The organism is Paraburkholderia sp. J69-1 (genome assembly GCF_905220255.1).
In the GTDB taxonomy this organism is placed as follows: Bacteria; Pseudomonadota; Gammaproteobacteria; order Burkholderiales; family Burkholderiaceae; genus Paraburkholderia.
In genome coordinates, this window is record NZ_CAJMZG010000007.1 from 240629 (window position 1) to 259751 (window position 19123).

18 protein-coding genes are annotated in these 19123 nt (G+C 64.8%); 5 read left to right on the forward strand and 13 right to left on the reverse strand.

The genetic code is table 11. From position 1 onward, the window contains the following. Positions 1-149: 149 nt before the first annotated feature. Positions 150-1499 (forward strand): MFS transporter, encoded by a 1350-nt coding sequence (locus U5A67_RS15085; RefSeq protein WP_205984467.1) that lies wholly within the window; start codon positions 150-152, stop codon positions 1497-1499. A 45-nt stretch (positions 1500-1544) separates the two neighbouring features. On the opposite strand, the gene ltaE is transcribed toward U5A67_RS15085, so the two are convergent. Together ltaE and U5A67_RS15095 are read right to left on the reverse strand one after the other, a co-directional pair. Further along, positions 1545-2549: a low-specificity L-threonine aldolase gene (ltaE, locus tag U5A67_RS15090; RefSeq protein ID WP_205984328.1), complete on the reverse strand. Its 1005-nt coding sequence runs from the start codon at positions 2547-2549 to the stop codon at positions 1545-1547. 181 nt (positions 2550-2730) lie between these two features. Continuing rightward, positions 2731-3474 (reverse strand): peptidoglycan DD-metalloendopeptidase family protein, encoded by a 744-nt coding sequence (locus tag U5A67_RS15095; RefSeq protein WP_205984329.1) that lies wholly within the window; start codon positions 3472-3474, stop codon positions 2731-2733. Positions 3475-3813: 339 nt separating this feature from the next. On the opposite strand from U5A67_RS15095, the gene U5A67_RS15100 reads away from it, so the two are divergent. Next, on the forward strand, positions 3814-4134 hold the full coding sequence (locus tag U5A67_RS15100; protein ID WP_205984330.1) for a hypothetical protein: 321 nt from the start codon (positions 3814-3816) through the stop codon (positions 4132-4134). Between the two features lie 156 nt (positions 4135-4290). Beyond that, positions 4291-5109 (forward strand): DUF2968 domain-containing protein, encoded by an 819-nt coding sequence (locus U5A67_RS15105; protein ID WP_321815055.1) that lies wholly within the window; start codon positions 4291-4293, stop codon positions 5107-5109. Between the two features lie 685 nt (positions 5110-5794). Here U5A67_RS15105 and U5A67_RS15110 read toward each other — a convergent pair. The 9 genes from U5A67_RS15110 to U5A67_RS15150 all read right to left on the reverse strand — a co-directional run bounded on the left by U5A67_RS15110 (position 5795) and on the right by U5A67_RS15150 (position 13847). Next, positions 5795-6124: a DUF4148 domain-containing protein gene (locus tag U5A67_RS15110; RefSeq protein WP_205984334.1), complete on the reverse strand. Its 330-nt coding sequence runs from the start codon at positions 6122-6124 to the stop codon at positions 5795-5797. A 256-nt stretch (positions 6125-6380) separates the two neighbouring features. Next, complete coding sequence (gndA, locus tag U5A67_RS15115) at positions 6381-7793, reverse strand: NADP-dependent phosphogluconate dehydrogenase (protein ID WP_205984335.1); 1413 nt, start codon at positions 7791-7793, stop codon at positions 6381-6383. Positions 7794-8085: 292 nt separating this feature from the next. Further along, positions 8086-8706 (reverse strand): DUF938 domain-containing protein, encoded by a 621-nt coding sequence (locus U5A67_RS15120; protein ID WP_205984336.1) that lies wholly within the window; start codon positions 8704-8706, stop codon positions 8086-8088. Between the two features lie 13 nt (positions 8707-8719). Further along, on the reverse strand, positions 8720-9337 hold the full coding sequence (locus U5A67_RS15125; RefSeq protein ID WP_205984337.1) for a pyridoxamine 5'-phosphate oxidase family protein: 618 nt from the start codon (positions 9335-9337) through the stop codon (positions 8720-8722). 73 nt (positions 9338-9410) lie between these two features. After that, on the reverse strand, positions 9411-10271 hold the full coding sequence (locus U5A67_RS15130) for an NAD-dependent protein deacetylase (protein ID WP_321815212.1): 861 nt from the start codon (positions 10269-10271) through the stop codon (positions 9411-9413). A gap of 64 nt (positions 10272-10335) precedes the next feature. Further along, complete coding sequence (locus tag U5A67_RS15135) at positions 10336-10542, reverse strand: oxidoreductase-like domain-containing protein (RefSeq protein WP_205984339.1); 207 nt, start codon at positions 10540-10542, stop codon at positions 10336-10338. 87 nt (positions 10543-10629) lie between these two features. After that, on the reverse strand, positions 10630-11421 hold the full coding sequence (locus tag U5A67_RS15140) for an SDR family oxidoreductase (protein WP_321815054.1): 792 nt from the start codon (positions 11419-11421) through the stop codon (positions 10630-10632). Positions 11422-11440: 19 nt separating this feature from the next. After that, entirely contained in the window at positions 11441-12322 is an 882-nt protein-coding gene (locus tag U5A67_RS15145; RefSeq protein ID WP_321815053.1) for a LysR family transcriptional regulator, read from the reverse strand. Positions 12323-12437: 115 nt separating this feature from the next. Beyond that, complete coding sequence (locus U5A67_RS15150; RefSeq protein WP_205984342.1) at positions 12438-13847, reverse strand: DUF2252 domain-containing protein; 1410 nt, start codon at positions 13845-13847, stop codon at positions 12438-12440. A gap of 276 nt (positions 13848-14123) precedes the next feature. On the opposite strand from U5A67_RS15150, the gene gltS reads away from it, so the two are divergent. Beyond that, on the forward strand, positions 14124-15326 hold the full coding sequence (gltS, locus tag U5A67_RS15155; protein WP_321815052.1) for a sodium/glutamate symporter: 1203 nt from the start codon (positions 14124-14126) through the stop codon (positions 15324-15326). Between the two features lie 158 nt (positions 15327-15484). Continuing rightward, positions 15485-16462, forward strand: coding sequence for a 2-dehydropantoate 2-reductase (locus tag U5A67_RS15160; protein ID WP_321815051.1), 978 nt, complete (start codon positions 15485-15487; stop codon positions 16460-16462). Between the two features lie 65 nt (positions 16463-16527). On the opposite strand, the gene U5A67_RS15165 is transcribed toward U5A67_RS15160, so the two are convergent. Together U5A67_RS15165 and oxlT are read right to left on the reverse strand one after the other, a co-directional pair. Then, positions 16528-17514, reverse strand: coding sequence for a LysR family transcriptional regulator (locus U5A67_RS15165; protein WP_321815050.1), 987 nt, complete (start codon positions 17512-17514; stop codon positions 16528-16530). Positions 17515-17523: 9 nt separating this feature from the next. Beyond that, on the reverse strand, positions 17524-18849 hold the full coding sequence (oxlT, locus tag U5A67_RS15170; RefSeq protein WP_321815049.1) for an oxalate/formate MFS antiporter: 1326 nt from the start codon (positions 18847-18849) through the stop codon (positions 17524-17526). Between the last annotated feature and the right edge of the window lie 274 nt (positions 18850-19123).

Sequence of the window (19123 nt, forward strand, 5' to 3'; positions counted from 1 at the left end):
ATCGCCCGGCCTCTGTAACAATTGCGGGATCGTCCGGCGGGCACGCCTGCCAGGACGCTCCGTATCACCCGCATCCCCGCTCACGCCCGAGAATCGCCTTGTCCGAAACCGTATCCGCGCCGAAAGACACCGGCCGCACCGACGCCCCCATGACGGCGAAGAACCGCCGCGCCATGGCCGCCGTGATGCTCGCCGTCGCGCTGGCGACGCTCGACACCGCCATCGCCAACACAGCCCTGCCCGCCATTGCCGCCGATCTGCACGCGGCGCCCGCCGCCTCGGTCTGGATCATCAACGCCTACCAGCTCGCGATGGTCGCCACCTTGCTGCCGCTGGCGGCGCTCGGCGACATCCTCGGGCATCGGCGCATCTATATCAGCGGCCTGGCGATTTTCACCGTGGCCTCGCTGGCCTGCGCGCTCGCGCCGTCGCTCACCGCGCTGGCCGGCGCGCGCGTGCTTCAGGGCCTGGGCGCGAGCGCGATCATGAGCGTCAACACGGCGCTGATCCGCTTCCTCTATCCGCCGCACCGGCTCGGGCGCGGCCTGGGCATGAACGCGCTGATCGTCGGCGTCTCGTTCGCCGTCGGGCCGACCATGGCGTCGCTGATCCTTTCGGCGGGCACCTGGCCGTGGCTGTTCGCGATCAACGTGCCGCTCGGCGTGATCGCGCTCGTGTTCGCAATGCCCGCGCTGCCGCAAACGGCGCGCGGCAAGCACGCGTTCGATCCCGTCGCCGCGCTGCTCAATCTCGTGACGTTTGCTGCGCTGATCTTCGCGCTCGGCGAGGCGGCGCAGCAGGCGCCGGCGAGGGAAGTGCTGGCGGCGGCCGCCGTCGCCATCGTGTTCGGCGCGCTGCTGATCCGCCGCGAGATCGGCCATCCCGCGCCGATGCTGCCGCTTGACCTGTTCAAGCGCCCGGTGTTCGCGCTGTCTTCGATCACGGCCATCTGCTCGTTCGCGGCGCAAGGTCTCGCGTTCGTGTCGCTGCCGTTCTATTTCGAAACCGTGCTGATGCGCAGCCAGGTGGAAACCGGCTTTCTGATGACGCCGTGGCCCGTGGTCGTGGCCGCCGCCGCGCCCATCGCCGGGCGCTTGTCGGACCGCTATCCGCCCGGCCTGCTGGGGGCGATCGGTCTCGCGATTCTTGCCGTGGGCATGGCGTCGCTGGCGATGCTGCCGGTGCACCCGAGCGTGATCGACATCGTGATCCGCATGGCGATCTGCGGCGCGGGCTTCGGCTTCTTCCAGTCGCCCAATCTGCGCGCGATCATGGCGGCCGCGCCGCCCGAGCGCAGCGGCGGCGCGAGCGGGACCGTCGCCGTGTCGCGTCTGCTTGGGCAGACCACGGGCGCGGCGCTGGTGGCGTTGTGTTTCGGGATCGCCGGCAAGCACGGCCCGACGCTGGCGCTCAGCCTGGGCGCGGCGTTTTCGGCAGCGGCGAGCGTGGCGAGCGGCTTGCGGCTGTTCGCACCGTCGCATCGGGCGGTGCGTGGATGAATTCCGTAGGCGGCGCGATCGGTCCGATGCGCCGCCTGCCGGAGATCAGCGCTTGAAGTAAGCCTTCACCGCCGCGACAACCGTGTCGATATCGGCGGCGCTCACATCCAGATGCGTGACGAAGCGCGACGCGTAGAGCATCTGCGTCAGAATCCCGCGCTCCTTGAGCCACGCCTCCAGCGGCGCGCAATCGGCCTGCGGAAACTGCGCGAACACCATGTTCGTGGCGTGCGACATCAGCTTGACCTCGTCGATCTGCGCCAGCCCTTGCGCGAGGCGCGCGGCGTTGGCGTGATCGTCGGCCAGACGCGCGACGTTGTGATCGAGCGCGTAAAGGCAGGCCGCCGCCAGCACGCCCGACTGACGCATACCGCCGCCCAGCACCTTGCGCCAGCGATGCGCCACGTCGATCAGCGCCTGGCTGCCCACCAGCACGGACCCGACCGGCGCGCCCAGCCCCTTCGAAAAGCAGATCGACATCGAATCGAAACCCTCGGCCATGGCCTTGAGCGACTGGTTCGACGCCACCGCCGCATTGAATACGCGCGCGCCGTCCAGATGCGTCGCGAGGCCACGGCCATGCGCGAACTGCGTGGCTTCGGCGACATACGCCGCCGGCAACACCTTGCCGCCGATGGTGTTCTCAAGCGCGAACAGGCGCGTGCGCGCGAAGTGATCGTCGATCGGCTTGATCGCGGCGGCCACGCGCTCGAGCGGGATCGAACCGTCTTCGGCATTGTCGAGCGGCTGCGGCTGGATGCTGCCGAGCACCGCCGCGCCGCCCCCTTCGTACTTATAGGTGTGCGCAAGCTGGCCGACGATGTATTCGTCGCCGCGCCCGCAATGCGCCATCAGCGCGGCGAGGTTGCTTTGGGTGCCGCTCGGGAAAAACAGGCCCGCTTCCTTGCCGGCCTGTTCGGCCACGCGGGCCTGCAGACGCAGCACGGTGGGATCGTCGCCCCAGACATCGTCGCCGGTTTCGGCGCGGGTCATGGCGGCCAGCATGGCCTCGGTCGGACGGGTGACGGTGTCGCTGCGCAGATCGATCATGCAATGGAATCCTCGTAGTGGCCGCGCGGGCTGCGGATGCGCGGCACGGGGCGCCACGCACGTTGGCGTGCGCGGCGATGGAAACCATCGAGTGTATTTTCAAACGGCGCGTCGAGGCAAATCGCTGAAAAAACCGCAATCGCCCCGACGCGCGGGATGCGCGCAGGATCGGCGCAAACCGTTAGCGCGTGAGCAGCGGCAGCGGATCGACCGGCTTGCCGTCACTGCGCACTTCGAACTGCACGCCCGCGACGCCGTTGTTGTCGACGCCCATTTCGGCGATCGGCTGGCCTTGCGAAACGGCGTCGTCTTCCTTCACGAGCAGGCGGCCGTTGTGGCCGTAGGCCGTCACGGTCTGGTCGTTGTGCTTGATGATCACGAGCGGACCGTAAGCTTCGATACCCGAGCCCGCGTAGACCACGCGGCCCGCGGCGGCGGCCTTGACCGGCTCGCCCGGCGCACCGCCGATCACGATGCCAGTGGACTTGCCCGGCACGAAACGCTGCAGGATCGGACCGCGCGCGGGCCACATGAGCGTGAGCGCCGAGCCGACCGGATTGGGCACGGCCACGCCGTTCGCGGCGGGCGCGCTGCTCGTGAACGCGGGCGGCGGCGGCACGGCGCTGCCGCTGCTATAGCCGGCCGGCGGCGCGACGCGCAGCACCTGACCGGGCAGCACCTGCGCGTTCGGCGGCAACTGGTTCCAGCTCGCGAGATCCTGCGGGCGCTGGCCGTAAGCCGACGCGATACGCGAAAGCGTGTCGCCAGGATTGACGCGGTAGTAACCGGCGGGCACGCCGTTGGACGTGGGAGTGGGCGGCGCAGACGGGCTGCTTTCCCAGGGCGTGAGCGTACAGGCGCTGCAGGCAAGCGTGAGTGCAGCCAGAGCCGCGTACGCGCCCGGGTTTCGCCATTGTCGATTCATGTTGCTGTTCCTCGCTGGTTCCTCGCTACGTACGACGGGGATACGTATTTGGATGCGCGTGGGGCCGCCGGCGTTCGCCCGCGAAACCCTCTCCGTTGATTAAGCCGGAATTGGCGAACGGCCCCCATTATATCGTCCCGGGCGCGCGGGCCTTTTTAGCGCGCACGCACGAATGTTTGTTAAATCTTCACAGCCAGCAACTATTTCTTACAGCGACCGGACATACTCCGTATCGTTGATCGCACCCTCGCCTATACTCCCTGCTATCAATTCTGATAATCAGACAATAATTCGACGACACGCCTCTCGTTGTGGTGCAACGTTCCTGAGGGACCCAGGATGAACAAAGCCACTTTTGTTGCCGTGCAACTCAACGTCGAAGATGTCACGGCGTCGCCGGGCCTCGTCGAGTTGTTGAACAACCATCTGGTCTTCGCCGCCGATGTCGCCGAAGCCGCCGACGAGCTGGTCCAGCACGCCAGCGTCGCCCGTCTCTCCGGCGGTCTTGAGGCGACGGTAGAGATTCCGGCCATCGTTATCGAGCGTCTGCGCGATGCGCTCGACACCCTGAGCGGCTACGACGAAACCTGGCTCTTCGCACTCGAACCCGGCCGTGCACTCTTCGACGATATCGCACGCCGCCCTCGCCTGCTGCACTGAGCACAGGCCCATGACTGGCCACGCCGGAGCGCAGCGCATCGATCGCAACGTCGCCCGCTCCTTCTGACCGCCTGCCGAACGCCGCGCCCGCTCTTCTCGCAACGGGTTTGAAGCGGTTGGAAGCGCCGTGCGGCCGGATATTTCTGGGGAAACGCCGTGAAGTCCTTTCTGCATCGCCGTAACGCCGTGCTGTCGGGCGGCGCATCGCATCTCGTTGCCGTGAGCGTCGAGTCCGAGGCGAGTGGCGTCAGTGCCGAGGAAATCGAGCTCGAGCATGGCACAGCGCCATCAGCAAATCCCGGGCCCGAGCGTATCGACGCGCAAGCGCAGGCCGAACTGTCCGCAGACGACGTTACCGACGAAGTTACCGATATACCTGACGCCGGCGCTTCGCCACGGCCGGTTTCCACGCTTCATGCCGTGCCCGCCGTGCCGGCGCATCTGGCCAACCGTCCGGTCCAGCTCGCGGACGGCGCTTCGTTCACCGCCCTCGCCGCCACCGACGAGTTGAGCACCTTCCGCGTATTTCGCTGCTTCGATTATTCGGTGACCCTGCTGTTCCACGCGCGCACGCTGTCGTACTTCGTGGCGATGCATCAGGACAACGCGCTCTGGCATGCCTTCCGTGCCGCCGATCTGGATTCTGCGGGCGCTGTGTTTCATCACCTGGAAGAGCAGGCGACGCGGCTCGCCGATGGTGAAACCCGCCTCGCGCAACTGGCCGCGCAGAATGCGGTGCTCACGAAGCAGATCGAGGAATCGGAGGCGCATGCGGAGAGGCTGCGCGTCGATCTGCAGCGCCATGCGGAGCAGGAACATCGGGTGAGCGCGCGCCAGCATCAGGTGCGCAAGGATGTGGCTCAACTGGAGGCGCAGCGGATCGCGGCGCAGGCTCAACTGAACAAGGCGCACCGCACGATTCATCAGCTAAGCGTGACGAGCAATGAGGGCGTGCCGCATTTGACGGGGCGGTGAGGCGGTGGAAAGCTACCGCCCAAAAAAGAAAAGCGCGGGCCGGTAAGGACCGGGCCGCGCTGGACTGCATGCTGCTACTTCGTACTGCATTTTCTACCTCTACAGCTAACTACACCTGCGGGTACTGCCTGCTGCAACAACTAATGCAACCTCTTTGCGTGCTTCTACTTCTACTTCTACTACCACCTCTACTTCGTACTGCTTACAGCGACTACTTGCTCTCACGCAACAACTACTACTGCTAGTACATCTACTGCGAACTGCACCTCTTTGCTTACTACCTACTGCAACCTCTACTACCAACTACTCAAGCAACAACAACAACAACAACAACAACAACAACTGCGTGCTACGTACTGCAACTGCCTGCAACACCTCTTTGCTTACTGCGACTGCTACTACGTACTGCAACTTCCAGACAAACACTCAAGCTACAACCACAACAACATCAAACTGCAACTGCCTACTGCACCTCTTTGCTTACTGCGACCTGCTACTACACACTGCAACTTCCACTACATACTGCAACTGCAACTGCTAACCACACCTCTGTGCTTACAGCGCCCTGCAACTTCTCACTACAACTACAACTTCAACAACTCGCACTACATTTCCAACCGCCTGCTTTGCGAAGCCACTGGAAACACACGCAGCAACTTCGCTTCAACTCACGACCACGCCCTGCTTAATGGCCGAAATACACTGCCTGCGACGGCGTGACGTGTGCCGGCTGCACTGCCGGACCGCCCGCTTGCGACGTACCGACTGCCGGCGCGCCGTAACCGCTCGTATCGTTGCTTGCCAGCTTTTCCTGGGTCACGCGAGCCTGAGCAGCCTGCAGATTTTCGGGGTAATTCACACGATCAGCCGACGGGTTGTAACCCGCCTGTTCGAGCTGGACCAGTTCGGCGCGCACCTGGGCGCGGGTCAGGCCTTGCTGGCTCGACTGGGCAAACGAAAGCGCCGGAACGACAAGAGCGGCTGCCACGACGACTGCGGGGATAAGCTTCTTCATGATTCGACCTCCATCTGTTTTATTGGCGCTTTCGGGCTGGTGTTCATGTCCGTCTGCGATTGACTGAAGTCTAGGCTCTTATTCGCTCTAGGGAAAACCCTAATTACTAAATACACCGTTGCGAAAACGGTAATAAAAAAGGGGAACCCCGTGGGGTTCCCCTATTCATTCGACAAATACCCGCAACGACTATGCGGGCAATCGCCGCAGTGAGCGCTAACTTAGCCGGTCACTGCCACGCGTCGAAACTAGCCGGTTACGACCAGTCAGCGTGGAAGCTGCCCGGCTTGTCGGTACGCTCGAACGTGTGCGCGCCGAAGAAGTCGCGCTGCGCCTGCACCAGATTCGCGGGCACGCGCTCCGAGCGATACGCGTCGAAGTACGCAACCGCCGACGAAAACGCCGGCACCGGCACGCCCGCCGTCACGGCGTGGATCACCACGTCGCGCAGCGCAGCCTGATAGTTGGCGGCGATATCGGCGAAATAAGGATCGAGCAGCAGGTTGGCCAGTTGCGCGTCCTTCGCGTAGGCGTCGGTGATCTTCTGCAGGAAGCGCGCGCGGATGATGCAGCCCGCGCGGAAGATCTTGGCGATCGTGCCGTACTGCAGATCCCACTTGTACTCGTCCGAAGCGGCGCGCAGTTGCGCGAAGCCCTGTGCGTACGAAATCACCTTCGAGAAGTACAGTGCGCGGCGCACGGCTTCGATGAAGGCGGTACGGTCGCCCGAGAACGGCTTGGTCTGCGGGCCCGCCAGCACCTTGCTCGCAGCCACGCGCTGCGTCTTGAGCGACGACAGCACGCGCGCAAACACGGCCTCGGTGATCAGCGGCAGCGGCGCGCCCAGATCCAGCGCGTTCTGGCTCGTCCACTTGCCCGTGCCCTTTTGCGCCGCGCGGTCGAGAATCACGTCGACGAGATATTGGCCCGTCTCTTCGTCCTTCTTGTCGAAGATCTTCGAGGTGATTTCGATCAGGTAGCTGTCGAGCTCGCCCTGGTTCCACTCCGTGTAGACCTTGCCGAGTTCTTCGTTCGTCAGGCCGACCACCTGCTTGAGCACCGCATAGCTTTCGGCGATCAGCTGCATGTCGCCGTACTCGATGCCGTTGTGCACCATCTTGACGTAGTGGCCTGCGCCGTCCGGGCCCATGTAGGCCACGCACGGCTCGCCGTCCGCCGGCGCCTTCGCGGCGATTTCGGTGAGGATCGGTGCAACCAGATCGTAAGCATCGCGCTGACCGCCCGGCATGATCGACGGGCCCTTGAGCGCGCCTTCTTCGCCGCCCGACACGCCCGTGCCGATGAAATGCAGGCCCGCCTTCGCGAGTTCCTGATTACGGCGGATCGTGTCGGTGAAGTGCGTGTTGCCGCCGTCGATCAGGATGTCGCCCTTGTCCAGCAGCGGCTTGAGCGCTGCGATGGTGGCGTCGGTGGCTTCGCCGGCCTTGACCATCAGCAGAATGCGACGCGGCTTTTCGAGCGACTCGACGAACTCTTCGAGCGTGTACGTCGGCACGAGCTTGCGCTCGGGGAACTCAGCGATCAGCTCATCGGTTTTCTCGCGGCTGCGGTTGAACACCGACACCGCATGGCCGCGGCTTTCGATGTTGAGCGCAAGATTGCGCCCCATCACGGCCAGACCCACCACGCCGATTGCCTGTTTGCTCATGTTGACTCTCCACTTCAATCGATTGGGGTGACGCCCGCGCAGGTCTTGCGAGAGGCGTCGATCGTGCAAGGATAAGGGAAACGCTCCAACGATGCCCGCTTGCGCGCACGGGCCTGCAGCCTTGCTGCGATCGGTTCAGACCGTTGCGCGGCGCGCCTGTCCGCAGGCCTTCGTCGTCACGTCCAGCGCGCGCTTCGTGAGCGCGCACTGCTTATCGAGGGCCGCGATTATCGCTCACTTGACGCTCGATGAGCGCGTGTCGCGGGTCTGCTGCTGCGCTTCCTGACGCTTTTTACGCATTACGCTTGCGAAAAACCACCGTGAAATTGTTCGCCGGCATCGGCACGACGGCCTCGCAGACGAAACCTTCGGCACGCGCGAGCGCGTCGACGGCTTCAAGGTCCCGCACGCCCCATGCCGGGTCGCGTGCGCGCAGATCGGCATCGAACGCTTCGTTGGACGGCGCCGTGTGTGCGCCGTCGCGCCGGTACGGACCGTACAGCACCAGCGCGCCGCCCTGGGCGATGCGCGCGCCCGCGCCTTTCATCAGCGCAATGGTGGCTTCCCACGGCGAGATATGAATCATGTTGATGCAGACGATGGCGTCCACCGCATCGACGGGCCAGGGCTCGCGGCGCACGTCCAGATCGAGCGGCGCGCGCAGATTGACGAGGCCCGCGTGCTCGCGCCACGCCGCGATGGAGGCGCGGGCGCGCGCATCGGCGTCGCTCGGTTGCCAGTCGATGCCGGGCAGCGCGGTGGCGAAGTGCACGGCATGCTGGCCGGTGCCGCTGGCGATTTCCAGCACGGTGCCGTGCGCGGGCAGCGCCGTGCGCAGGACGTCGAGAATGGGCGCGGCATTGCGCGCGGCGGCGGGCGCGCTGAGGCGCAGGCTGGCTTGCGGGTCGTTCATCGGTATCAATGGTTCAGTACAGGCTTTTCTTCATGCGTTCGGCGAGATCGGCTTCGTAACGTTCGACGTCGAAGCCCTCGCCATATTGTTCGTCGCTCACTCGGCGCAACATTTCGCCCGCGCTCGGCAGTTGTGAGCGCTCCACATAACGCGCCGGGTCCCACAGATTCGAGCGCGCGATCGCTTTGGCGCAGTGAAAGTAGACGCTTTCGACGTCGATCAGCAGCACCGAGCGCGGCGGCTTGCCGTCCACGGCGAAACTTTGCAGCAGCGCGGCGTCCAGACTCACGCGCGCGCGGCCGTTCACCCGCAAGGTCTCGCCCACACCCGGCACCATGAACAACAGGCCGATCTGCGGTGCGGCCACGACATTGCGCAGACTGTCGACGCGATTGTTGCCGGGCCGGTCGGGCAGCGCGAGCGTGCGCGCATCGACGACACGCACGAAGCCGGGCGCGTCGCCGCGCGGCGAACAATCCATCCCTTCCGGGCCGCCCGACGCCATCACCACGAACGGCGACAACTCGATAAAGCGGCGGTAATCCGCGTTGATGTAGTCGATTTCCTTACGCAGCGAGCGTTCGTTCGGCTCGCCGTAATGGGCTTCGAGTTCGGCGATGGTGTTGAGCATGGTGCGCTTCCTCGTCGATGGGCGGATCGGTTGGCCGGGGTCCGGCGGGCCGGCGTTGCGGCGTGATGCGATTTTACGAAGGCGATGCAGCGAGGCGCGCCACCAGCGCTTCGAGCGAGGCCGCGCATGGCGCGGCGACCTTGAGCGCGAGCAACGGATCGGCGCGCGTCTTGCCGAGGTTGATGGCCGCGACCGGCTTGCCGCGCTGCTGCGCCCACGCGCAGAAACGGTAGCCCGAATACACCATCAGCGACGAGCCGACCACCAGCACCGCGTCCGCCTCGTCGAGCGCGTCCGAGGCGGCCGCTACGCGCTCGCGCGGCACGTTCTCGCCGAAAAACACCACCGACGGCTTGAGCATGCCGCCACAGGCCGCGCAGGCGGGAATGTGGAACGCATTGGCGCCGTCGAAGTCGAGATGGGCGTCGCCATCGGCGGCCGGTTCGGCGAAGGCGCCCGCGACAGCCGGATTGCGCGCCACCAGCTCCGGCTGCACGGAGGCGCGCGAGTATTGCGCGCCGCAATCGAGACAATGCACATGGCCGATGCTGCCGTGCAGTTCGATAACATCGTGACTACCCGCACGCTGATGCAGACCATCGACGTTCTGGGTCACGAGCGCCCCCACGCGCCCGGCGGCCTGAAGCTGCGCAAGCGCACGATGCGCGCCGTTGGGCTGCGCGAGCCCGACGGTCGGCCAGCCGATCATGCTGCGCGCCCAGTAGCGCCGGCGCCAGCTTTCCGAGCCGAGAAATTCCTGCAAGGTGATGGGCGGCGAACGCTTCCAGGCGCCGTTGTCGTCGCGATAACCGGGAATGCCCGAATCCGTGCTGATGCCCGCGCCGGTCAGCACGAACAGGCGCGGATGGCGCTCGACGAAGGCGTGCAGCGCGTCGAGGGCGGCGGGATCGGCGGCGGTGGCCAATGCGGCCATCGTGGTCAGGGTTTCGACAGGCGGGGCGATATCGGGCATGACTCGGCTCGGGAAACGTGGGTCGTCAGCCGTGCGCTTTCGCGGACTGCTCCGCCTGCCGCGCGGCTGCGCGCTTTTCCCATTCCGCCAGCGCGGCGCGGTAACGGCTCACTTCGTCGTTGTAGAGATCGAAGACGCAGGGGTCGCAGCCGCTTTGGCAACAGGCGTTGTCGTCGGGGCGCTCGGGCGGGAGGGGACGCGGATCGTCCTCGGAATTCACTGGCAGGGACATTGCAGGCAGGCTTTAAGGCGGATCGACTGCCAGTATACGGGAGCGCTGGCATGCACGCCCGGTGCGCCTCGCGCCTTGGCTACGTCTTTATCCGCGACCCACGAAGGGCATCTTGGTCGCCATGATCGTCATGAACTGCACGTTGGCCGCGAGCGGCAGTTGCGCCATATGCAGCACCGCATCGGCAACCAGTTCGACGTCCATCAAGGGTTCGACCGCGATCTCGCCGTTCGCCTGCGGCACGCCATGCGCCATGCGCCCGGCCATGTCCGTCGCCGCATTGCCGATGTCGATCTGGCCGCAGGCGATGTCGTAACGCCGCCCGTCGAGCGAAACCGATTTCGTGAGGCCGGTGATCGCGTGCTTGGTCGCCGTGTACGCGATGCTGAACGGCCGCGGCGCATGAGCCGAAATCGAGCCGTTGTTGATGATGCGGCCGCCGCGCGGGCTTTGCCGCTTCATCAGCGCAAACGCCGCGCGCGTGCAGAGAAACACGCCCGTGAGATTGGTATCGACCACGGCGCGCCAGTCTTCGACCGAAATCTCGTCGATATCCACGGCTTTCGCGTTGCGCCCCGCATTGTTGAACAGCAGATCGAGGCGGCCGAATCGCGCGTGCACGGCTTCGAACAGCGCTTCGACGGCGGCCGCGTCCGTCACATCGCAGGGCGCGGCCAGCGCCGTCTGCCCAGCCGCGTGCGCTTCGGCGGCGAGCGCTTCGAGCGGTTCGGCGCGCCGTCCCACCAGCACCACGGCATATCCGTTGGCCAGCAGCTTGCGTGCGCAGGCGCGCCCGATGCCGCTGCCCGCGCCAGTCACGAGCGCGATTTTCTGTGCCGCTTGCGTGGCTTGCCCAGCTTGCTGTGTCGCATCAATCATCGTCCTTGCCTCCGTTCAGTTAGGTTGCGAGCCGCGCGCGCAGCACATCGACAAACGCCCTGCCCGCCTGCGAATCCATGCCGCCGTCGCGCCACACCGCGAATACGCCGATCGTCAGTTCCGGCTCCACGCGCCGGATCGCCACCGGCTCGCCCGCGCTGCGCGCCGTGATTTCGTCGAGCAGCACACGCCCGACGCCGCGCGCCGCGAGCGCACGCGCCACATACCAGGTCTGCGCCTCGACGGCCGCGAGTTGCCCGTCCACGCCCTGCGTTTCCAGCAGATGCCCGATCGCCTCGCCCAGTGGATCGACATTGCCGATGCCGATCCACGCGCCCTCGACGCAATCCTCCAGCGCGAGCGCTTCGCCCGCAGGCGAAGGATCGTCGGGCGGCGCGACGCACACCACGGCGGTGCGCCCGAGTTCGAGCGCCTCGATGCCGGGCCGCGCGGGCGGATTGAGCGCCACGCCCACATCGAGTTCGCGCGTCAGCAGCGCGTTGAGCAGCTCCGTCGTGTGACGCGTCTGGACCTTGAGCGAGACATCGGGATAACTCGCGCGGAACGCCTCGACGGCCTGCGGAATCAGGCTCATCCCCAGACTGGGCAGGCAGCCGATGCGCAGCAGCCCCTGCGGGCGCAACGCCAGATTGCGTGCAAGATCGCGGATGCTGTCGAGATTCGACTGCAGCTTCTGGGTTTCGGCGAACAGCAATTCGGCTTCGCGCGTGGCTTGCAGACGGCCGTGGGTGCGCGCGAACAGCTTGAGGCCCGCGCTGCGCTCGGCATGCGCGAGCACCTTGCTCACGGCGGGTTGCGAAACGCACAGCAGCTCGGCGGCCTTCGAAAGCGAGCCCGTGCGCATGATCGCGTGAAAGACTTCGATGTGTCGTAGACGCATGAGGCGCGGGCCGCACGCGAGCGCGTCAACAACGGAACGCGCCACGCATGCGGCGAAACAAAAGCGCAAGGATAACGCGTCCGCGCTGCGCGATGCCGGTATTCAGACCTCGAAATCAGACCCGGAAATCCGCCGCCATATCCTCGTCGCTGCGCGCGGAGATCGCGCCCGAGCGCGCGGCCTTCACGAACGCGTCGTAATCGCGCTCCACCTGATCGGCGTAGGCAGCGCCATAGCCCGCGAGCGCTTCGGCGAACTGATCGCTGCGCCCGATATAGGCAGCGATTTCGATCGCCGCGTTACTCGACTTCGCATGCGCGCGCGCCATCGCCCAGCCGCATAAACGTGCGTAGCCCGCGAGCAGGGTGCTATCGAGCAGATCGAGTTCGACGGACAGCTTCATGTCGCGCAACTGGCGGAAATAGAAATGCCGCCCCGAAGGTCCTGTCGACCAGCCGAGAAACAGATCGCTCGCGGCCTGCAACAGCCGCTGGCCTTGCACGACGCGCGCGCCTTCGTGCTTGAACGCGGGCGACTTGAAGTACTGCGAAATCACCGAGCGGCGCGCTTCCTTCACCTGGAGAAACAGCGGCTTGTTGTGATGATCGACGAGCAGCAACACCAGACAACGCGTGCCCACACTGCCCACGCCCACCACCTTGAATACGAGATCCTGAAGATCGAAATGCTCGACCAGTTCGCGGCGATCGGGCGCGAGTGTCTTCAGATACGCCTCGTACATCGGCGTGATGAGCTGACGCCAGTCGCCGAGCGTGAGCCAGTTGTCCTCGGATTCGTAGAGCGAGTTCGGGCCGTGTACGTGAAAGAGCGCGGGCGGTGCATCGCGTATCGTCCAGTGCGCGCCGTCGTGATACGCCAGCTTTTCCAGCATGCTTTCGTGCGTGCGGCCCGCGGCCTTTTCCATGCCGCGTCGAATCAGGCGGCGGCCGTCCGGCGTGAGCGCGCTTTCGGCCATACGGTCGAAGGTGATCTTGTCGTACCAGAGTTCGAGCGCGCCATATTCCGAGTACTGACGCATGCGGTCGCGATAGGTGTTCACCACCGTCATCACCAGATCTTCGGCCACGCCGCGTGAATAGCGCATATGCCGCGCCGCCACCACGAAGCTCGCCACCAGCCGCTTCAGATCCCATTCCCAGGGAGCGGGCGCGACTTCGTCGAAATCGTTGAGATCGAAGACAAGCTGGCGCTCGGGCGTGGCGAAGCCGCCGAAGTTCAGCAGATGGCCATCGCCGCAAATCTGCATCGACATGCCGGTGTTCGGCACCTGCGCAAGATCGTGCGCCTGCAACACGGCGCTGCCGCGAAAGAACGTGAACGGCGAAACAATCATGCGCCCGTAGCGTAGCGGCACGAGGTTGGGCACGCGGCCCTCGCTGCTTTGCTGGAGTATTTCGAGCGGATCGCGCTTGAGGTCGCCCACCAGCCGGTGGCCCGAGCGCTTCGCCTTTTCGCGTGCGGCACGCCCGGCCGCTTCGCGTTCCGCAACGGTCTTTCCATTCATGAACTGCTCCCGTTCTTGAGGGTGTTCGTGGATGCCGTGATTCGTCCCGCATCGGCGCCTGCATCGTTCGATGCCGACACGCGCGCCTGCCGTATTTAAGCCCGTGGCCCTCTTTTACGCAAGCCGGACACCGCCCGCGCACCGCACGCCCCGCTCGTGTACCGTGCGCTGTGGACGCCGCTCGCGGGGACGGCGTCACGGTCTGCACACGGCGCACGCCCAGATGTAGCCCCTGGCGCGGCTCAGGCTCGACCTTCGCCGCATTGCGAGGCCTTGATGAATGTCGATGTCTACGGAACGCTGGTGGCCGCGTCGCTCGTCCTGCTGCTCGGCAACCGGCTCGTGGCCGCCTTGCCCTTGCTGCGCAAATGGACAATTCCCGAACCGGTGGCGGGCGGCCTTGTCGCCGCACTCGTGCTGTTCGGTTTGCATTCGTTCGCGCATCTCGACGTGAGTTTCGACGCTTCGCTGCAAACGCCGCTGATGCTGGCGTTCTTCGCGACCATCGGCCTGAACGCGAATCTCGCGAGCCTCAAGGCGGGTGGCCCGATGCTCGCGCGCTTCCTGGTCATCGTAGTGGGACTGCTGCTGTTGCAGAACACGCTAGGCATTACGCTCGCCTACGCACTGGGCGTCGATCCGCTGTTCGGACTGCTGGGCGGATCGGTTTCGCTGTCGGGCGGACATGGCACGGGCGCGGCGTGGGGCAAGGTCTTCACCGAACATCACGGCCTGCAATCCGCGACGGAAGCCGCGATTGCGTGCGCAACCTTCGGCCTGGTGATGGGCGGGATTCTTGGCGGCCCGGTGGCGCAGCGTCTGCTCAAGCGGCTCGGGCGCGATGAAGGCATCTCGACCGACAACCCTGCACACGACGCCCAGGCCTTCGAAAAACCCCAAGCCGAACAACCGACCACCGCCGCCGCTTTCATCGAAACGCTCACGCTGATCGCCATCAGTCTCGCGCTGGGCAACCTCATCGCGCAGTGGCTCACGGGCACGCCCGCGGAATTGCCCGCGTTCGTCTGCGTGCTGTTCGTGGCCGTGCTGCTCGCCAACGGTCTAGCGCTGCTCGGGCGTCCCGTTGCCGGACATGCCGTGGCGCTGATCGGCAATGTCAGCCTCGCGCTCTTTCTGGCGATGGCGCTCATGACGCTGCGCCTGTGGGATCTCGCCGCGCTCGCGCTGCCGGTGTTCTCCATCCTCGTCGCGCAGACCGTGCTGATGGTGCTCTACGCGATGTTCGTGACCTTCCGCGTGATGGGCGCGAATTACGACGCCGTGGTGCTCGCGGCCGGCCATTGCGGTTTCGGCCTGGGCGCGACGCCCACCGCCATCGCCAATATGCAGGCCGTGACGGCGCGCTTCGGCCATTCGCATCTGGCGTTTCTGGTCGTGCCGATGGTGGCGGCGTTCTTCATCGATATCGCCAACGCCATCGTCATCAAGCTGTTTCTGGCGCTGCCTTTCTTCCACTAAGCGCCTCATTAACCATAAGTCTTTCTGGATGATGCAGAGGAGAAACTTTAACTGTCGTTAATCGACCGCGCCCCCTATGCTCGAATCATCGTCCGTCGGCGCTGCACGTGCGCGCTCAATCGATGGACACGCGGTTTTCAACGTCATTGGGGAATCACATGAAGATCTGCATCTTCGGAGCGGGCGCGATAGGCGGGATGATGGGCGTGCAGCTCGCACGCGCAGGCGCGGACGTGAGCTTTGTGGCACGCGGCCCGCATCTGGCCGCCATGCGCGAGCACGGCGCGCGTCTCTTGATGGACGGCGATGAGTACGTCGCAAAGGTTCGTTGCACGAATGATCCGCGCGAACTGGGCGTGCAGGATATCGTGATCGTCACGCTCAAGGCGCATTCGGTGGCGGGCGTGATCGATTCGATGCAGCCGCTGCTCGGCAAACATACGGCCATCGTCACCGGCACCAACGGCATTCCTTATTGGTACTTTCACCGGCATGGCGGCAAGTTCGAAGGCACGCGGCTCGAAAGCATCGATCCCGACGGTTCGCAGTGGACGCGTCTCGGGCCCGACCGCGCGATTGGCTGCGTGCTCTATCCCGCTGCGGAAATCGACGCGCCGGGCGTGATCCGTCATGTGTACGGCAAGAAGTTTCCGATCGGCGAACCGTCGGGCGAACGCACGCCGCGCATCGTCCAGCTTCATGAAGCGATGACGGCGGCCGGTTTCGAAGCGCCGATCCGCGACAATATCCGCGATGAAATCTGGCTGAAATTGTGGGGCAATCTCTGCTTCAACCCGATCAGCGCGCTCACGCACGCAACGCTCGACGTGATTACGCAGGACCCCGCCACGCGCGCCGTGGCACGCACGATGATGCTGGAAGCGCAACGTATTGCCGAGCGCTTTGGCGTGCATTTTCGCGTGGATATCGAACGGCGTATCGACGGTGCGGGCGCGGTGGGCGCGCACAAGACGTCGATGCTGGTCGACCTGGAACAGCGCCGGCCAATGGAAATCGATCCGCTGCTGACGGTAGTGCAGGAAATGGGCATGCTGGTGGGCGAAGCTACGCCTGCCATCGATACGGTGCTTGCGCTGGTCAAGCAGCGCGAGCAGATGGCGAAGCTCGCGGCTTGAATGCGGGAGTCGGGAATGTGAGAAAGGCCGCGCGAAAGCGCGGCCTTCTTTATTGCGCGATTGCTTTATGGCGCGATGGAATCGGCGGTCTGGGGTTCCTGCGTGTCAATCGCGCATGCCGCTGCCTCGACTTCCTGAACGCGCCCCGCCGCGACAAACTCGGTCCACGCCGCCTGCGCGCACGGACGCAACGAGCGATGACGCCGCCGCACGAGCATCGTGCTGATCTGCACAACGGGATGCAGCACGCGTGTCACGAGCGAAGCGGCAGGCGCGGGCCAATGGCGGGCATCGGCGTCGGTACAAACCGGCAGAATGCCGATACCCATGCCGAGCTGCGCCATGCGCGCGATACCGCTTGAATGTGCGAGTTCCTGCACGGCACGATCGGGCGCGCGCAAACCTTCGAGCGCACGCATCACCGCGCTGTGGCAGCCCGAATCGCGATTGAGCGTAACGAGCGCTTCACGCGCGACTGCAGCCCAAGGTAGCGCAGCATGCTGCGCGAGAGAATGTTGCGCGGGCAACAATGCGCACAAGGGCGTCGCCGCGAGCGGCTGCACATCGAATTGACCGCTCGACAGGCGCAGCGACGGCACCGCTTGCGAAATCACGCCGAAATCCACTTCGCCCTGCTCGACGGCCTGCAAGACCGCGTCTTGCGGCAAGTCCTGCAAGTGCAAGGTGACGGCAGGCAACGCGCGGGCGCAATGCGCAAGCGCACCCGGCACCCAGCCCGACGAAAGCGCCGGATTGCTCGCCACTGTGACAATGCCGCGATGCGCCTGATGCGCATCGCGGCCCTCGTTCAACGCCATGTCGATTTCGTCGAGCAGATGCGCAATGCGCCGCTCGAAGCCGCTGCCCGCAAGCGTCAGTTCGACCTGACGCGTGGTGCGATCGAAGAGTTTCAGATCGACGGCTTCTTCGAGTTCGCGCACGCAGCGGCTGACCGCAGACTGCGTAAGACCGAATTCGCGCGCCGCGCGCGTGAAGCTGCGCGAGCGCGCGACGGCGACGAACACCTTGAGTTGCTGGAGCGAGACGTTCATCGCCAAACGTCATTCGCCACTTTGGTTCGGCCAGTGCTGAAGCGTGCCGGTGTGCGTGGACAGCGTCGCGGCCGGTTCGCCGTTCTGCTCGATCAGGCGCTGGCGCATCGGTGCGAGGATGAACTTGGCGCTCACGCCGGCCGCAATCGTGATGATCGCCGCGACGATGAACACCGCGCTCCAGCCGCCCGTCGCCGACAACACCGAAGCCACCGGCACCAGCAGCGCAGCCGTGCCCTTCGCGGTGTAAAGCGTGCCTGCGTTGGCGGCGGCGAACTTGCTGCCGAAGGTATCGGCGCAGATTGCCGGGAAGATCGAGAAGATCTCGCCCCAGAACAGGAAGATCAGCGCCGCGAACGTCATGAACGCATAGGGATTCGTGCCGTATTGCATCATGCCGAGCAGCGCCAGCCCTTCGCCCACGAAGATGATGAACATGGTGTTTTCACGGCCGATCTTGTCGGAGATGAAGCCGCACAACGGACGCGTGAAGCCATTGCAGATGTTGTCGATCGACAGCGTGAGCGTGAGCAGCGGCAACGTGGCGCCGAACACCGTCATCGGAATGCGGGCGAGGCCCCAGTCTTTCGCGATCGGCCCGATCTGCGCCGTGGCCATCAGGCCGCCCGCCGCGACCGCTACGAACGAGACGTAGATGATCCAGAACACGGGCTGGCGCACCATCTGTCCGGGCGTGTAATCGACCCGCGAGACCATACGGCGAGCCGCAGCGGCGGCACGTGGCACCGGCTTCACGAGCAGGAAGGCCAGCACGAGAATCGCCGCGCCCTGCAGGATGCCGAAGAAAAGAAACGTGTGCTCATAGCCTGAGCGCGTGATCATGTTGGCGATGGGAATCACCGTGACCGCTGCGCCCGCACCGAAGCCCGCCGCCGTGAGACCCGCTGCGAGACCGCGGCGGTCGGGGAACAGCTTGAGCGCGTTGCCCACGCAGGTGCCGTACACGCCGCCCGCGCCAATGCCCGCAATCACGGACGCGGCGTAAAGCATCGGCAACGTGGTCGCATAGGAATTGAGCACCCAGGCGAGACCCGCGCACAGCGCGCCAACCGCCACGACCGGGCGCGGACCGAACTTGTCGACGAGCCAGCCTTCGACCGGCACGAGCCAGGTCTCGGTCAGGATGAAAATGGAGAACGCCATTTGAATCGATGCTTCGCCCCAATGATGGCGCGCATTCATCGGCGCAACGAACAAGGTCCACGCGTACTGCAGATTGGCAACGAGTGCCATGCATAGCATGCCGACTACCAGTTGACACCAGCGGTTCGTCCAGAACGGACCGCCTTCGCTCCTCTGACCGATTGCATTCATCTCGCTTGTCTCCGCTATCCATTCATGGGGGCCGGTGCTTTTGCCGGCCTGCATAGTCATCTACTTATGGTTCTCTATTTCTCTACCTTCGACTTTCTGTTTCCATTCGATTAGTCACACGAAAAATCGAATTAAAAATCCTGAAGCTGCTTTAATTCGACGCTTTCGTTTGACTACCTGAATGCGGCTCCGGCCTGCCTTTTCGTGTCGTTCGATTCGGGTTTTCCCGCCTTAAACACAGTGTTTTTCGCTGATTTAGGCGTTAACCCGCACG

Excerpts from the sequence above, each read along its gene's own strand:
- gndA (WP_205984335.1), bottom strand. The coding sequence starts at position 7,793 with ATGAGCAAACAGGCAATCGGCGTGGTGGGTCTGGCCGTGATGGGGCGC.
- U5A67_RS15085 (WP_205984467.1), top strand. The coding sequence starts at position 150 with ATGACGGCGAAGAACCGCCGCGCCATGGCCGCCGTGATGCTCGCCGTC.
- oxlT (WP_321815049.1), bottom strand. The coding sequence starts at position 18,849 with ATGAATGCAATCGGTCAGAGGAGCGAAGGCGGTCCGTTCTGGACGAAC.
- U5A67_RS15110 (WP_205984334.1), bottom strand. The coding sequence starts at position 6,124 with ATGAAGAAGCTTATCCCCGCAGTCGTCGTGGCAGCCGCTCTTGTCGTT.
- U5A67_RS15100 (WP_205984330.1), top strand. The coding sequence starts at position 3,814 with ATGAACAAAGCCACTTTTGTTGCCGTGCAACTCAACGTCGAAGATGTC.
- U5A67_RS15095 (WP_205984329.1), bottom strand. The coding sequence starts at position 3,474 with ATGAATCGACAATGGCGAAACCCGGGCGCGTACGCGGCTCTGGCTGCA.
- ltaE (WP_205984328.1), bottom strand. The coding sequence starts at position 2,549 with ATGATCGATCTGCGCAGCGACACCGTCACCCGTCCGACCGAGGCCATG.
- U5A67_RS15145 (WP_321815053.1), bottom strand. The coding sequence starts at position 12,322 with ATGCGTCTACGACACATCGAAGTCTTTCACGCGATCATGCGCACGGGC.
- U5A67_RS15165 (WP_321815050.1), bottom strand. The coding sequence starts at position 17,514 with ATGAACGTCTCGCTCCAGCAACTCAAGGTGTTCGTCGCCGTCGCGCGC.
- U5A67_RS15120 (WP_205984336.1), bottom strand. The coding sequence starts at position 8,706 with ATGAACGACCCGCAAGCCAGCCTGCGCCTCAGCGCGCCCGCCGCCGCG.
- U5A67_RS15125 (WP_205984337.1), bottom strand. The coding sequence starts at position 9,337 with ATGCTCAACACCATCGCCGAACTCGAAGCCCATTACGGCGAGCCGAAC.
- U5A67_RS15130 (WP_321815212.1), bottom strand. The coding sequence starts at position 10,271 with ATGGCCGCATTGGCCACCGCCGCCGATCCCGCCGCCCTCGACGCGCTG.
- gltS (WP_321815052.1), top strand. The coding sequence starts at position 14,124 with ATGAATGTCGATGTCTACGGAACGCTGGTGGCCGCGTCGCTCGTCCTG.
- U5A67_RS15150 (WP_205984342.1), bottom strand. The coding sequence starts at position 13,847 with ATGAATGGAAAGACCGTTGCGGAACGCGAAGCGGCCGGGCGTGCCGCA.
- U5A67_RS15160 (WP_321815051.1), top strand. The coding sequence starts at position 15,485 with ATGAAGATCTGCATCTTCGGAGCGGGCGCGATAGGCGGGATGATGGGC.
- U5A67_RS15135 (WP_205984339.1), bottom strand. The coding sequence starts at position 10,542 with ATGTCCCTGCCAGTGAATTCCGAGGACGATCCGCGTCCCCTCCCGCCC.
- U5A67_RS15140 (WP_321815054.1), bottom strand. The coding sequence starts at position 11,421 with ATGATTGATGCGACACAGCAAGCTGGGCAAGCCACGCAAGCGGCACAG.